Raw genomic sequence first — 14,404 nt, 5'->3', positions numbered from 1 at the left:
GGTAAGCGCCGTCACTTGAGGAGCTGGGCGGGCATCAGGCCGCGCAGCGCATTGCCGATCAGGAAGCCGTTCGCCAGATCGTCCAGCGTCAGGTCCGCCTCCATCGCGCGGCCCTGCTCGATCAGCGAGCGACGCAGCACGCCGGGCAGCAGCCCCAGCGCGGCGGGCGGGGTCAGCAGCATGCCGTCACGCTCGACGAACAGGCTGGTGAAGCTGCCTTCGGTCAGCAGGCCGTCATCGCGCAGGAACAGCACTTCCTGTGCGCCGGCGTTCGTGGCCACGGTAAGGCCGGCCTCATAGAACGCGCGGTCGCTGGTCTTGTGACGCAGGCGCCAGTCGCCGGTGTCGACCGGAAGGGGCAGCACGCCGACCGTTACCGGGCCGTCGAATGCGGCCGGCAATTCCGCCAGTTCCAACGCATAGGCACCGCTGCGCGCGGAAACGAGGCGCAGTTTGGCGGGCGCATCGGCATCGAAGCACAGCGCCTGGATCGCATTGCGCACAGCATGGCGGTCAAAACTGAAACCCAGCGTCTCGGCGCTGGTACGGACCCGCTCCAGATGGAGTTCGAGGAGCGGGATGCCCTCTTCGGGCGTGAAACGCATCGTCTCGACAAGATCGAAACTGGCGGGTGAAGTTGCCCCTGCCGAATCTCGCACGAAACCCCCTTTGACCAGGCATTCCCGCCATTCGGGAAGCGCTTGTGAATCGGCGACCACTGCCGAACCGACACCGAGTAAAGCTCGGCCTGCCGTTCCCTTGCCATCCGGCATCAGGCGTAACGTGCGGATTGCCACATTGAACGCGGCATCGCCAGTGGGTTCGATGAAACCGATCGAGCCGCAATAGGGCCCGCGTGCGTGGCGTTCCACCTCGGCGATCAGTTCCATCGCCCGGATCTTGGGGGCGCCGGTGATCGATCCACAGGGGAACAGCGCGCGCAGCAGATCCACCGCACCCATGCCCGGCATGAGGCGGGCGTGGACTGTGGAGACCATCTGGTGGACGGTCGGATAGCTTTCGATCGCGAAGGGCTGGTCCACGCGCACGCTGCCCGCCTCCGCCACGCGCGACAGGTCGTTGCGCATGAGGTCCAGGATCATCAGGTTTTCCGCGCGATCCTTGGTGCTGGTCGCCAGTTCCTCGCGCAGCCGCGTATCCTCGTCCGCGTCCCGTCCGCGCGGGCGGGTGCCCTTCATCGGGCGGACCGTCACGGTGCCTTGGTCCAGCGCGAAAAACAGTTCGGGAGAGAAGCTGAGCAGCCAATCGGTGCCATTGCAGATCGCTGCGCCATATCCGGCGGCGGCGGCCGGGCGGATCGCGGCGTAGAGCGCCAGCGGATCGCCCTGCCACGGGCCTTCCAGCGGCATCGTCAGGTTGGCCTGATAGATGTCGCCCGCCTCGATGGCGTCATGGATCGCATCGAAGGCGCGGGTGTAGTCGCCTGCGGAGATCAGCGGCTCCAGCGGACCGATTCCGGCCCGCCCCGGCCAAGCCTGCTCGACCAGCCAGTGAGGGACTTCGGCGGCGGGAACCGTTTCGAAGCCTTCGAACGCCCCGAACCAGACGAGCGGGCCGTCGGTCTGGCGCAGCCCGGCAAGGCGCGGTTCCAGTGCCTGCCCCGCTTCGTAGGCAAGGTATCCGGCAAGATGCAGCCCTGCGGCCACCAGCGTCTCGATCCGGTCGAGCGCGGGGCGCACCTCATGCTCGGCCTGCGCGACGACGATCTCCACCGGATCGCGGTAGACGCGTGCGTCGGCCGCGCCTTCTGGGCGGGCATCGTCGAAAAGAAGGAAGGGCTGGGGCATGTTCGCGCCTGCGCCTTTAGCGTCCGATGCCTGATGGCACCAGTGCACTTTACCGCAAGCCATTGTCCCCTCCGGGCGATCTCGTTCGCAGCACTGTAAAATCCCCCTCGCCCTTGCCCAAGGTGCGCTCTATCACTTTGGAACGGTGCAAGGAGGCATGAATGGAAGAGATTTTCCTGGGACTCGGTGCCAACGGTGAACGGCAGGTCCTGCGCCTTGGTCGCGCCAATCGCCACGGCCTTGTCGCGGGAGCGACAGGCACCGGCAAGACGGTGACGCTGCAGACCGTTGCCGAACAGTTTTCCGCTGCCGGGGTGCCGGTGTTCCTTGCCGATGTGAAAGGCGATCTTTCGGGCATTTCCATGTCCGGCAGCCCGCAGTTCAAGAACGCCGCGATCCTGGAAGCGCGCGCCAAGGAAATCGGCCTTACCGACTACACCTATTCCGATAATCCGGCGATTTTCTGGGATATCTACGGCGAGCAGGGGCACCCCATCCGCACCACGATCTCCGAAATGGGGCCGCTGCTGCTTTCGCGGCTGATGGACCTCAACGATACGCAGGAAGGCGTGCTCAACGTCGTCTTCCGCTATGCGGATGAGAAGGGGCTGCTGCTGCTCGACCTGCCCGACTTGCAGGCGATGCTGACTTTCGCGGCGGAGAACGCGGCGGAGCTTTCCACCAAGTACGGCAATGTCACCAAGGCCAGCATCGGCACGATCCAGCGCCAGCTCCTCGCGCTCGACAGCCAGGGCGCGGCGCAGTTCTTTGGCGAACCGGCGCTGGAAATTGCCGATTTCATCCGCTGCGACGACAAGGGGCGCGGCTACATCAACATTCTGGCTGCCGACAAACTGATGCGCAGCCCGAAGCTCTACGCCACGTTCCTGCTCTGGCTGCTGTCCGAACTGTTCGAAGTGCTGCCCGAGGTGGGGGATCCCGAAAAGCCAAAGCTGGTGTTCTTCTTCGACGAGGCGCACCTGCTGTTCGACGATGCGCCCAAGGCCTTGCAGGACAAGGTGGAGCAGGTGGTCCGACTCGTCCGTTCGAAGGGTGTGGGCGTCTACTTCATCTCGCAGAATCCAATCGATATTCCCGAGGATATTGCGGGTCAGTTGGGCAACCGCGTGCAGCATGCACTGCGGGCCTTCACTCCGCGCGACCAGAAGGCGATCAAGGCGGCGGCGGATACCTTCCGCATCAATCCCGCACTGAATGTCGTGGAAGCGATCACCGAGCTGAAAGTCGGCGAGGCGCTGGTTTCCACGCTCGACGATGAGGGCGCGCCAACGATCGTCCAGCGCACGCTGATCGCGCCGCCGCGCTCGCGACTGGGGCCGGTGGATCCCAAGGAGCGGGCGATCATCCAGTCGATCAGCCCCTACCAGGGCAAGTACGACACCCCCGTCAACCGTGAGAGTGCCGAGGAAGTGCTGGCCGCCAAGGCCGCCGATGCGGCCGCAACCGCGCAGGAAGTGGCGGAAAAGGGCGCTGCCGAAGTGGGCAAGCAGGAGCGCAAGAGCCCCAGCCTGTGGGACGGGCTGGGCGGCAAGGTGGCCAAGGCGGCGGCGGGCGCGGCGGCGGCGAGTGCCGGTTCGATCCTGGCCCAGTCGATGCAGGGCAAGAAAAGCCGCGCGAATCCGCAGGCTTCGGCGGCCAGCGCGGCGGCGGGGACGATCGGCGATTCCCTTGGCAAGGCCATCGGCTTTCCGGGCCTTGGCCGCTTTGCGCGCAACCTTATCGGCGGGCTGATGCGCTGACTTGGTGGGCGTTTCCTGTCGTCTGGCCCAGATTTTGGCCATGCTTTTGGCGCTGCTTGCAGCGCCTGGTGGAGCCATGGCGCAGGAGGCGACCGTGCCCGTGGCGCAGCCCGCGCCGGACCTGCCGTTCGGCCGCCTGAGCGATGCGGTGCGCCCTACCGCCTATCGGATCGACCTGACGCTGGACCCGAAAAACCCACGCTTTTCGGGCCGGGTCGAGATCGACCTGAACGTGACCCGAAGTGCACCTAAACTCTACCTGCACGGCCGCAACCTCGACGTGGCGAAAGTTACCGCGCGGGTCGGCGGCGAAACGCTGACGGGCCAATGGCGACAGCTTGACGCCACCGGTTTGGCTCAAGTCTCTTTCGACCGGGACCTGCCTGCGGGACCCGTCACGCTGGCCTTCGATTACGCTGCTGCTTTCGCCGATGGCCCCTCCGGCCTGTTCCGCGTCAATGTCGAAGGCGACTGGTACGTGTGGAGCCAGTTCCAGTCGATCGACGCGCGTGCTGCCTTTCCCGGTTTCGACCAGCCCGGTTTCAAGACGCCCTTCACTTTGACCCTGCGCACGCCGCCCGGCCTCACCGCGATCAGCAATGCGCCGGAGTCGGGCGTGGCGCAGGTCGAGAACGGGCTTGCCGTTCATCGCTTCGCGCCTAGCCTGCCGCTGCCGACTTATCTGCTGGCGGTGATGGTCGGGCCTTTCGCCGCGCTGGAGGGTTCGGTGCCCCCTACGCCGGAGCGCGCTGTACCGCTGCCGCTGCGGATCGTCTCGACGCGGCAGAACGCCGCGAATCTGGCTTTCGCGCTCGACGGCAGCGCGCGGATCGTCACGCAGCTGGAGGATTTCTTCGGCGAGGCGTTCCCGTTTCCCAAGCTGGACCAGATCACCAGCCCGGTGCTGCCGGGCGCGATGGAGAACCCCGGCGCCGATCTCTATCGCGACGATATCCTGGTGATGGACGCCGCCGCCCCGGTCGAGCAGCAGCGCCAGTTCGGCACTATCGTCGGGCATGAGTTGGGCCATCAGTGGTTCGGCGATCTCGTCACCCCGGCGTGGTGGGACGATATCTGGCTGAACGAGAGCTTCGCCAACTGGATCGGCTATCGCATGGGCGACCAGTGGCGGCCCGATCTGGGCATTGCCGGCGATGCCCTGCAGACCGGGTTCGAGGCGATGGAGACCGACGCGCTTGTCGCGGGGCGTCCGGTGCGCCAGCCGATCAAGACCAGCGACCAGATCGATTCCGCCTTCGATGCCATCACTTATGGCAAGGGCGGGCAAGTGGTGGCGATGATCGCGGCGTGGCTGGGCGAGGATCGCTTTCGCGAAGGCGTGCGCCGCTACATCGCGGCGCATCGCGGCGGCAATGCCACCAGCGACGATTTCTTCGCGGCGCTGGCCGAAGTGGCCGGCGATCCCCGGCTGGTGCCTGCCTTGCGCAGTTTCGTGGAGCAGCAGGGCGTGCCGCTGCTGGCGATGAAGCAGCAGGGCGACCGGGTGGGTATCACCCAGCTGCGCTACACCACGGCCGGGATCGCGCCGCCGGAAGGGCGCTGGATCATCCCGATCTGCCTGCGTCGCGGGGCGGAGCGAACCTGCACGATCATGGACCGCCAGAGCCAGACGTTCACCGTGCCCGGCACTGGCCCCGTGTTCCCCAATGCCGGCGGCAGCGGCTATTACCGCTTCGAACTGGCCGCCGGGCACTGGCAGTCGCTGATCGCCGGGGCCGGCAGCCTGCCTGCCGGGGAGGCGCTGTCTCTGGTCGATTCGCTCGATGCCTCTATCCGGGGCGGGCGCGGCAATGTGTCGGAAATGGCGCTGCTGGCCCGGGCGCTGATCCGCCATCCCGATCCCCATGCCGCCGATGCCCCGTTCGAGGCGCTGTCGCGCTATGTCATGCAGGGCCTTGTCACCGGCCGTGGGCGGCTGGGCTTCAATGCTCTGCGCGAGCGGCTCTACGTGCCCCTGCTGAAGGAATACGGTTTCGATCCGCGCGCCGGCGTCTACGCGCACGAAGCGCCCGCGCGGATCCAGCGCCGCGTGCAGGTGGTGGAGGCGCTGCTGGCCACCAGCCGTGGCGGCAAGCTGCGCGACCAGTTGGCGCAGGCGATGGAAGCCTATCTGGGCGGTGACGCCGCCGCGCTCGACCCGGCGTGGATGGATCATGCGCTGGACGTCTACCTGTTCAAGCAGGGGGCAGATAAGCGGGGCGCCGATGCCGCGCGCGATCTGGTGGAGCGGGCGCTGTCCTCCGACGATCCGGTGTTCCGCCCCGCCGCGCTGGCGGCGGCGGCGCGGACCAGCGATCCCAAGCTGGCGACATGGCTGCTGAACCTTCAGGACAAGCGCCTGCGCGATGGGGAGCGGCTGAGCTTCCTGGACGGCGTGATGGCCCGCAGCGCCACGCGCGATATCGGTTATCAATGGGCGCTGACGCATATCGACGATCTTGGCGCGGCAAGCGGCGGCCTGTTCTTCGCCAAGCGCCTGCCGCAGATGCTGGGACGCTATTGCTCGGTCGACAAGGCGGCGCAGATCACCCACGATTTCGCGCCCAGCCTTGAAGGCACGCCGGGTGCGCTGGAACTCGCCCGCGCCAGCGAGCGAGTGCGCAATTGCGGGTTGCTGGACGATCTGGTGGGCGCGCAGATCGATGCGGACTTCGTGAACATGAAGTGAGGGGGTGTTTTGAAAATGCCCCAATGGGCATTTTTAGAGCGGCATCGGCCCACTCCCCCACACCGACCTCCCACTGGTGTATCCTTGATGGGAGGTCGGGTGGGGGAGTGGGCCGGTGCCGCAAAATGCGCCCTAGGCGCATTTTCAAAACAGAAGCCTCCGAGGCCGTCCGGTGTTCCGGACGGCTTTCTCACTCTAAAAGAACAACGCCGCGTCCCGCTCCAGATGGGCCGTCATCCGGATATAGGGCGCCGGGCCCAGGCTGATGCGGGAGACGCCGAGGGCGGCGATTTCGCGTGCCTCGTCCGGCTCGCCCATCACCATCACGTTAATCGGCAGCGTGGCCTGTTCGCATATCCGGCGGATCAGCGCCTTGTCCTTCAGTCCGGGCACGAAGAAGCCGTCCGCCCCCGCCTTGGCATAGGCCGCCTCGCGCGCCAGCGCTTCGTCCACCAGGCCGGCGTGATCCACATCGGGCGCCGCTTTCAGGAAGACATCGGTGCGCGCGTTGATGAAGGCGGGCACGCCCTGATCGTCCGCCGCCTTGCGCACCGCGCGGAGCCGGGCAACCTGATCGTCGATAGCGTGGAGGCCGGGGCCATCCACCACCTGGTCTTCGAAGTTCAGGCCGACGGCGCCCAATGCCAGCAATCGCCGCACATTCTCACCCACCAGCGCCGGGTCGGTGGCGTATCCGCCTTCGAAATCGACCGTGACCGGCAGGTCCACTTTTGCAACGATCCGGGCAGCGATGGCCAGAGCGTCGTCGAGTGAAATCTCTTGTCCATCGGTATGGCCCTGGGCGGCAGCGACGGACCAGCTTCCGGTCGCGATCGCGCGGGCCCCGGCGCGGGCAACGGCCACGGCGCTTCCGGCGTCCCAGACGTTGTAGAGCACGATCGGCTCGTTTGGCTTGTGCAGGCTGTGGAAGTGCCGGGCCGCGTCGATCTGCGATGTCATGCGATGGTTTCCTTCGCTTGGGTGGTTCCGGTGGATTTCAGTTGTCGCTCGATTTCGATCAGCCGCTGCTTGCGCCACAGTCCGCCGCCATAGCCGGTGAGCGACCCGTCGCTGCCGATGACGCGGTGGCATGGTATCATGAGTGCGATCTGATTGGCGCCATTGGCCCGCGCCACGGCCCGCGTGGCGGCCGGCCGGCCGATCCGGCTGGCAATCTGCGCATAGCTGCGCGTCTCCCCCGCCGGAATTTCGCGCAGCGCATCCCAGACTTCGCGGGTGAAGGCGCTGCCGGCCTGCGCCAGCGGCGTTGCGAAACGGGCGGAGCGCGCGGCGAAGTAATCGTCCAGTTCGACGGCGGCCTGTTCGGAAGGGGGCATGGCGCCGATGCCGATCCGTTCGTTCACCCCGGATTGCAGGCGCTTCAATTCCGCCGGCAGGCCCTTGCGATCGACGAATTCCAGCAAGTGCAGATGCCGCTTGCTGCTGACGGCGATCATGTCGCCCAGCGGCGTTGCGATCCAGGTTGCGCGCATCAGGCTCGCCTGCCGCAAATCGGCGGGCGGGCAGCCCAGCAGGCGGGCAAAGGCGGCGCGAAAGGCGCTGGGGGAATCGAAGCTGGCCTCATGCTGCGCGGCGATCACCTTGCCACCTTGCGCCAGGGTATCGAAGCCTTCGCGGATGCGGCGCTGCCGCGCCATCTCCAGAAAGGTCATCCCGAACTGGCGCTTGAAGCTGCGCCGCACGGTCGAAAGATCGAAGCCCAGTTGCTCCACATGCCGTTCGGACCACCGCTTTTCCGGCGATTCGTCCAGCGCCTGAAGCAGCGCGGCAATGGCGGGATCCGCCAGTGCCGCCGCTTGAAGCGGGTGGCAGCGGCGGCAGGAGCGAAAGCCGGCCTCTATGCATTCGCCGATGGTACCGAAGAACGTGCAATTCTCACGCTTCGGCTTTCGTGCCGGGCAGGTGAGGCGGCAGAACACGCCCGTCGACGCGACGCAGACGAATGCCTGCCCGTCGTAACGGGCATCGCGCTCCAGCAGGGCGGTATAGAGCGTCGCGTGGTCGGGCAGATCGAACAACATCCGACGCTTCTACTCTGCCTTGAAGCGCGATGCCGCCGATTTTCGGGCGTCTATTTTTTTGCCGCAGCGTCTTGCGTTAGCTGATGTCAGCCGATGTCAGCCGATCGGGATTGGCAGTTCCACTTTCGCGCGCAGACCTTCCACTTTGCCGTCCGCGCCCAGCCGGTTGGCCAGCACCAGCGCGCCGCCGTGCTGTTCGGCAATGGCGCGGGCGAGGGCCAGGCCAAGGCCGGCGCCGCCGGTGGCGCTGTTGCGCGATGGGTCGCCGCGCGTGAAGGGGTTCATCATCGCGTGGATCTGGTCGTCGGGAATGCCGGGGCCGTCATCGTCGATCACGATCACCGCATTGCGCCCCTCGCGCGTGTCTTCGCGTGTCAGGGAGACGCGCGCGCGTTCGCCATAGCGCAGGGCGTTGCCGATCAGGTTGCGCAGCGCGCGGCGGATCCAGGTGGGGCGCAGTTCCAGCGCCATGCGCGCGGTTTCGCCCACTTCCACCGGCTCGCCCATGTCCTCGTACTCTTCGATCACCGAGAACATCAGCGCGGAAAGTTCGGTACGTTCCAGCGGGTCGCTCGGGCGGCCGACGCGGGCGAGCGAAAGGATGTCGTCCAGAGTGCGGACGATATCCTCGATCGTCGTCGCCATGCGGCTGCGCTCGACATCGTCGGACACCGATTCGATGCGCACGCGCAGCGCCGCCAGCGGGGTCTTGAGATCGTGGCCGATCGCGCCCAGCATCACGTCCTTCTCGTCCAGCAGGGCGGCGATGCGCGATTCCATTGCATTGTGGGCGACGATCAGCCGCTGCATGTCCTCCGGGCCGGAGGGGGGAAGCTGGCCATCCACGTCCTGCGTCGCGGCAAAGCGTTCCAGCCGGCGGGTCAGCGCGGCAAGCGGGCGGGTGATGCGCCGCAGGATCAGCGTCACCGCCACCATCAGCACCACGTAGATGCTCAGGGTCTGGATCAGGATCGGCTTCAGCAGCACGTTTTCCGGGCGCGGCGCGCGCACGCGGGCGATGATCCAGCTGCTGTCCTCGCTCGTGCGCACGCCCACCACCATCAGGTTGGAGCGCATCAGGCCGTTGGTTTCGTCGTGCGACAGGCCATAGCTGGCCGCGCGCCGCATCAGCCCGCGCCGGGCATAGCGGTCGCTGCCGGCCGCGCGGTGGACGACCACGACATCGCGCACTGCAAAGTCCTGATCGGCCAGGATCTTGGCAAGGTCGGCCTCCGCCTCGGTATCGCGCGCTTCGCCTGCCATGGCCGGCGAACTGGTGCTGTATTCGAGGTGATAGCCCCTGGGCGGCGGGCCGGAGAGCGGGCCGGGCGGGTCGTTACGGGGGCCGTTCTGGTGGCGCATGATTCCGCGCGGACCGCGCGTTTCCATGATCACGCGGAAAACCGCGGCATTCAGCATGCCTGCCTCATACCCCTCACGCTGGGCGCGGTAGACGAGGAAAGCGCCAAGGCCTTGCACCAGCAGCAGCGCGGCGGCCACGGCCAGGAGCATCTGGCCCATCAGGCTGTGCGGGCGGGGCAGGCGCACGGGTAAGCGAGCAGACGTCATGATGGCAGCTTGCTCAGTCCGCCGGGGCGGTCATGCGGCGCACGTCGGCGGCGAGCATGTAGCCGCCGCCCCACACCGTCTGGATCAGTTGCGGATTGCGCGAATCGACCTCGATCTTGCGGCGCAGGCGGCTGACCTGGTTGTCCACCGCACGGTCGAACAGATGCGCTTCGCGCCCCTGCACCATGTCGAGCAGGCGATCGCGGTTGAGCACCTGGCGCGGGTGTTCGAGGAAGGCCATCAGCAGCCGGAATTCGACCGAGGAGATCGCCACCGAGGCGCCTTCCGAGTCAGTAAGGCGGCGCTTCAGCGGATCGAGCAGCCAGCCTTCGAATGCAAAAACCTCGTTCTCCGGCGCGGAAGTGGCGATGCGGTTGGCGCGGCGCAGCACGCTGCGGATTCGCGCGACCAGTTCGCGCGGCTCGAACGGTTTGACGACATAATCGTCCGCGCCGATTTCCAGGCCGACGATCCGGTCGGTCGCCTCGCCCCGCGCGGTCAGGAAGATCACCGGCACGTCCTGCGCTTCCACCAGATGGCGGCAGAGCGAGAGGCCGTCCTCGCCCGGCATCATGATGTCCAGCAGGACCAGATCGGGCTTCTCGTCACGCAGCAGGTTGCGGGCGTCGGCGGCGCTCTGGGCCTGTTTCACGGCGAACCCCTGGCGCGAGAGGTACTCGGCCAGGGGTTCGCGCAGGGCTGCCTCGTCATCGACGAGCAGCAGTCGGGCAGTTGCGGTATCGTTCATCGGTATCCGTTCAGGCGGCGCTTACTGCGCCGGAGTGGCGGCGGGCGGCGGGGGAGGAGCGCCCTCCGGCGGGCCGCGCCGTCCGCCGCGCATTTTCGGGTGGGCGGCCTGGCGTTCCGCCTTGGTGACCTGGCCGTCGTGGTTGGTATCCATCGCATCGAAGCGCTTCATCGCGGCGGCCACGAATTCGGCCTTGGAGATGGAGCCGTCCTTGTTGGTATCGGCCATGGCCATCATGTCACCGCGATCGCCGCCGAAGCCCCGGCCGAAGTGGCCGCGATCGCCCATGCGACGGTCGCCCTTTCCGGGGCCGCCGTCCTGGCCGGGAGCACCGGGAGCGTCGGGCGCACCGTCCTGGCGAGGAGCGCCCGGAGGCGGCGGCATGTCCGGGCGGCCTTCGGAGCCACGATCATGCGGGCCGCGCTTGCCGGGCCCGCCACGCGGACCACGGTCGCCCCAGCCTTCGGGGCCACGGTCTGCCATGAATTCGGCCTTGGAGATCACGCCGTCGTTGTTGGTGTCGAGGCGCTTGAACTGTTCCTCGCGCATCTGGGCGCGGCGTGCGTCGCGGTCGGCCTGGTCGAGCTTGCCGTCCTTGTTGACGTCGAGCCGGGTGAACTGGGCTTCGGCAGCGGCCTGCGCTTCGGCGCGGGTGATCGTGCCGCCGCCATTGGCGTCCATGCGGAAGGGATCTTGGGGCGGGCTGCTTTGGGGCGTCTGCGCGCAGGCAACGCCGCCGATGGCGAGTGCTGCGGCGGAAAGGCCGATGGCGAGCTTGGTCAGGCGGTTGGTCATGTTAACTCTCGACCTCTCCGGCAAAAAATGGGGCGTCAAAAGCGGCCCGTCGGCGATACGGCGCCGGTAAAAAGGCGAAAGCCACGGAGCAAGGGAAGGGAGGGGGAAGATATGCCCCGCGGCTTTCATGGCTTGTTCTACCGGGTGCTTGTCGCGCAGTTGTGCCGCCGTCCTGAATTATTGTCGTCAATTGTCACAAGTTTGGCACCGCGCTTACCGGGAGGCAAGCGATCTGAAGCTGTTCGAAAATCCGCTGTTGGCGGATTTTGGCGGCACCGGCCCACTCCCCCACGCGGCCACCCACGAGTGTATCCTGATGGGTGGTCGGCCCCCTCAGCGAAAAGGTCCCCCGGACCTTTTCGTGTTCTTCGGGACGGGAGTGGGCCGGTGCCGCACGCCTTCGACGTATGTCGAAGGCTTTGACAAACGGCGAATCAGCGCGGACGGTTCTGCGTGCCTTCGCCGGCCGTCACGAACAGCGCGGTCACCGGCCCGGAAACGTCGGCGGTGTGCCAGGCGCCGGGGGGATTGATCGCATATTGACCGGTGGTGAGCGTCACGCTCTGCTCCGTTCCGTCGCGCAGTTGCTGGTGCAGGGTGATCTCGCCGGAAAGGCAGACGACCAGTTCGTCGCCGGCGGGATGCATCTCCCACGAATCCCAGCTTTCGGAGAAATCGTACATCGAGACGAGCCGCCCTTCGGCGCCGTCCGCGGCGGTGCGCGCCGAGTAGGCGGCGTACCATTCCATGCCGGTGAAGGCCGGCTGCGCTTCGGCTCTGGCGCCGAGGCCGAGGTGGACCGGATTGGTCCTCAGGTCATGAACGGAATCGGTCATCGGCGCTTCCTTCCGGCAATGCGCTTGCCGGAAGGAAGCTACCGCTGTGGGCTCCTGCCTACAAGGTCAGAGAGGAGCGCACTGGGCTTCCAGCCACGCCAGCGTCGCCGCATCATCGGCGGCGGAAAGCTGCGGGCCGATCACTTGCAGCACGCGGGCGTGATAGGCGTTCCACCACGCGGTCTCGTCGGCGGTGAACAGCGCGGTATCGACCAGACGGCGTTCGATCGGCGCGAAGGTCAGCGTTTCGAAGCCGTAGTATTCGCCGTCCGCACCGGGGAACTCGCGCTTCACGACGAGCACCAGATTCTCGATGCGGATGCCGTATTCACCGGCCTTGTAGTAGCCCGGCTCGTCGCTGAGGATCATGCCGGGGATCAGGTCCTGCGCGGTGCCGGCCTGTCCGCCCGCCGACTTGGCGATGCGCTGCGGCCCTTCGTGGACCGAGAGGAAGCTGCCGACGCCGTGGCCGGTGCCGTGGGCGTAGTCGAGGCCGACCTGCCACAGGAACTGGCGCGCCAGCGCGTCCAGCTGGCTGCCGGTGGTGCCCTTGGGGAACACCGCGCGGTCGATGGCGATGGTGCCCTTCAGCACGCGGGTGAAGCGGTCCTTCACTTCGGCAAGCGGCGCTCCGTTCCCGATCCACACGGTGCGGGTGATGTCGGTGGTGCCGCAAGGATACTGGCCGCCGGAGTCGACGAGGTAGACGCTTTCCGGAACCAGCGTGAGGCTCGATTCTTCCGACACGCGGTAGTGCGGGCTGGCGGCGTTGGGGCCGGCGCCCGAGATCGTGTCGAACGACAGATCGCGCAAGTCGCCGCAGCGCTGGCGGAATTCCAGCAGCTTGGCCGCCGCGCTCATTTCCGTCACTTCGCCCTTCGGCCCTTCGACCGAGAGCCAGTGGAGGAAGCGGGTCATCGCCACGCCGTCGATCGCCTGGGCATCGCGCTGGCCCTGCTGTTCGACCGGGTTCTTCACTGCCTTGGGCAGGATGGTGGGATCGCGATTTTCGACCACGGTGGCGCCGGCGGCCTTCAGCGTTTCGAAGATCGCGGCCACGGCATTGTCCGGATCGACCGAGACGCGCATGCCGGCCAGCTTCTTCAGGCCGGCCACGAACTGGTCGCGCGAAAGCACGGTCACGGCATTCCCCAGATGCTGGCGCAGGTCCGGCGTCACCTTCTCGTCTGCGATGTAGAGGTCGGCGGTGCCGTCGGCATGGGCGACGACGTAGGACAGCGCGACAGGCGTGCGCTCCACGTCGGTGCCGCGCAGGTTGAGCAGCCAGGCGATCGAATCGAGCGCGGAGATCACCGTCGCGTCGAGGCCCTGTTCGCCCAGCCATTCGGACACGGCGGCGCGCTTGGCCTTGCTCGATTCGCCGGCGAACTTGTCATCGTGGACGATGGCGGGCGCGGGCGAGGGTTCGGGCTGGTCCTGCCACACCGCGTCGATCGGGTTGCCGTCCACCGGCACCAGCGTCGCGCCCCTGGCGGCGAGGGCAGCCTGCGCGGCCTCCACCCACTTGGATCCGTGGAGCCAGGCGTCGTAGCCGATCTTCGCACCCTTGGGCGCGTTCTCGCCCAGCCAGCGCGCGGGGCTGGTCTGCGGCACGCTTTCGTAGGCGTAGAACTTGCCGTCCACCTGCTCGCGCACTTGCAGCGTGTAGCGACCGTCCACGAACATTGCCGCCGCCGGGGAGAGTGTGGAATCGGTCAGCACCACGGCGGTGCCGGCCGAACCGCCAAAGCCGGTGAGCCAGGCAAGGCGCTGCGCATAGGCGCCGACATACTCGCTCATGTGCTCGTCGCTGATCGGGATCACGAAACCGTCGAGGCCGCGCGACTTGAGTTCCTGGCGCAGGGCATCGAGCCGCGCTTCATGGGTATTCATCAACATGGATCTGGTATCCGGCTTGCGGGGGTCATGGGGGCAACATAGGGCCTGTGCTGCGGAAGGGAAAGCATCGGGGCAGCGTTGCGCCCGGCGCAAATCCGGCGAAACAGCATGCGATCCCGCCAAGCGTCTCCATTCAACACCTCGTCGTCCCCGCGAAGGCGGGGACCCCGCTGCCTTCCTTCTCTTCGCGCTGGTTCTGCCGACGCCGCAAGAAAAGCGGGGCCCCCGCCTTCGCGGGGGCGACGGGGTTGTTTTGGG

General features: G+C 67.0%; 10 protein-coding genes. 2 read left to right on the top strand and 8 right to left on the bottom strand.

The genetic code is table 11. From position 1 onward, the window contains the following. Positions 1 to 11: 11 nt before the first annotated feature. Positions 12 to 1,808 carry an aminodeoxychorismate synthase component I gene (pabB, locus tag WBP07_RS14785; protein WP_395392190.1) on the bottom strand — a complete coding sequence of 599 codons (1,797 nt, stop codon included), beginning with the start codon at positions 1,806 to 1,808 and terminating at the stop codon, positions 12 to 14. 161 nt (positions 1,809 to 1,969) lie between these two features. Here pabB and WBP07_RS14780 point away from each other — a divergent pair, with 161 nt between their 5' ends. Continuing rightward, complete coding sequence (locus WBP07_RS14780) at positions 1,970 to 3,568, top strand: helicase HerA-like domain-containing protein (RefSeq protein ID WP_395392188.1); 1,599 nt, start codon at positions 1,970 to 1,972, stop codon at positions 3,566 to 3,568. Between the two features lie 76 nt (positions 3,569 to 3,644). Continuing rightward, positions 3,645 to 6,257, top strand: a complete 2,613-nt coding sequence (locus WBP07_RS14775) for a M1 family metallopeptidase (RefSeq protein ID WP_395392186.1) — start codon at positions 3,645 to 3,647, stop codon at positions 6,255 to 6,257. A 195-nt stretch (positions 6,258 to 6,452) separates the two neighbouring features. Here WBP07_RS14775 and WBP07_RS14770 read toward each other — a convergent pair whose 3' ends face one another. From WBP07_RS14770 to WBP07_RS14740, 7 genes are all read right to left on the bottom strand, one after another. Beyond that, positions 6,453 to 7,217, bottom strand: a complete 765-nt coding sequence (locus WBP07_RS14770; RefSeq protein WP_395392185.1) for an isocitrate lyase/phosphoenolpyruvate mutase family protein — start codon at positions 7,215 to 7,217, stop codon at positions 6,453 to 6,455. Then, complete coding sequence (locus WBP07_RS14765; RefSeq protein WP_395392183.1) at positions 7,214 to 8,299, bottom strand: bifunctional transcriptional activator/DNA repair enzyme AdaA; 1,086 nt, start codon at positions 8,297 to 8,299, stop codon at positions 7,214 to 7,216. Before WBP07_RS14765 ends, WBP07_RS14770 begins: the two co-directional genes overlap by 4 nt. A 96-nt stretch (positions 8,300 to 8,395) precedes the next feature. Next, entirely contained in the window at positions 8,396 to 9,868 is a 1,473-nt protein-coding gene (locus tag WBP07_RS14760) for an ATP-binding protein (protein ID WP_395392181.1), read from the bottom strand. 13 nt (positions 9,869 to 9,881) lie between these two features. Continuing rightward, the gene (locus WBP07_RS14755) at positions 9,882 to 10,616 is read right to left on the bottom strand and encodes a response regulator (protein ID WP_395392180.1); all 735 of its coding nucleotides are present in this window, start codon (positions 10,614 to 10,616) and stop codon (positions 9,882 to 9,884) included. A gap of 21 nt (positions 10,617 to 10,637) precedes the next feature. Then, positions 10,638 to 11,411, bottom strand: a complete 774-nt coding sequence (locus tag WBP07_RS14750; RefSeq protein ID WP_395392178.1) for an EF-hand domain-containing protein — start codon at positions 11,409 to 11,411, stop codon at positions 10,638 to 10,640. Between the two features lie 434 nt (positions 11,412 to 11,845). Continuing rightward, on the bottom strand, positions 11,846 to 12,247 hold the full coding sequence (locus WBP07_RS14745) for a cupin domain-containing protein (RefSeq protein WP_395392176.1): 402 nt from the start codon (positions 12,245 to 12,247) through the stop codon (positions 11,846 to 11,848). Between the two features lie 66 nt (positions 12,248 to 12,313). Then, a complete protein-coding gene (locus WBP07_RS14740; protein ID WP_395392174.1) occupies positions 12,314 to 14,146 on the bottom strand; it encodes an aminopeptidase P family protein in 1,833 nt (610 codons plus the stop codon). Positions 14,147 to 14,404: the final 258 nt, after the last annotated feature.

This window comes from Novosphingobium oxfordense (assembly GCF_044029435.1).
Taxonomy (GTDB): domain Bacteria; phylum Pseudomonadota; class Alphaproteobacteria; order Sphingomonadales; family Sphingomonadaceae; genus Novosphingobium.
The sequence above is the reverse complement of the archived record's forward strand: the minus strand, read 5'-3'. Positions and strand labels throughout refer to the sequence as shown.

Excerpts from the sequence above, each read along its gene's own strand:
- pabB (WP_395392190.1), bottom strand. The coding sequence starts at position 1,808 with ATGCCCCAGCCCTTCCTTCTTTTCGACGATGCCCGCCCAGAAGGCGCG.
- WBP07_RS14780 (WP_395392188.1), top strand. The coding sequence starts at position 1,970 with ATGGAAGAGATTTTCCTGGGACTCGGTGCCAACGGTGAACGGCAGGTC.
- WBP07_RS14775 (WP_395392186.1), top strand. The coding sequence starts at position 3,645 with ATGGCGCAGGAGGCGACCGTGCCCGTGGCGCAGCCCGCGCCGGACCTG.
- WBP07_RS14770 (WP_395392185.1), bottom strand. The coding sequence starts at position 7,217 with ATGACATCGCAGATCGACGCGGCCCGGCACTTCCACAGCCTGCACAAG.
- WBP07_RS14765 (WP_395392183.1), bottom strand. The coding sequence starts at position 8,299 with ATGTTGTTCGATCTGCCCGACCACGCGACGCTCTATACCGCCCTGCTG.
- WBP07_RS14760 (WP_395392181.1), bottom strand. The coding sequence starts at position 9,868 with ATGACGTCTGCTCGCTTACCCGTGCGCCTGCCCCGCCCGCACAGCCTG.
- WBP07_RS14755 (WP_395392180.1), bottom strand. The coding sequence starts at position 10,616 with ATGAACGATACCGCAACTGCCCGACTGCTGCTCGTCGATGACGAGGCA.
- WBP07_RS14750 (WP_395392178.1), bottom strand. The coding sequence starts at position 11,411 with ATGACCAACCGCCTGACCAAGCTCGCCATCGGCCTTTCCGCCGCAGCA.
- WBP07_RS14745 (WP_395392176.1), bottom strand. The coding sequence starts at position 12,247 with ATGACCGATTCCGTTCATGACCTGAGGACCAATCCGGTCCACCTCGGC.
- WBP07_RS14740 (WP_395392174.1), bottom strand. The coding sequence starts at position 14,146 with ATGTTGATGAATACCCATGAAGCGCGGCTCGATGCCCTGCGCCAGGAA.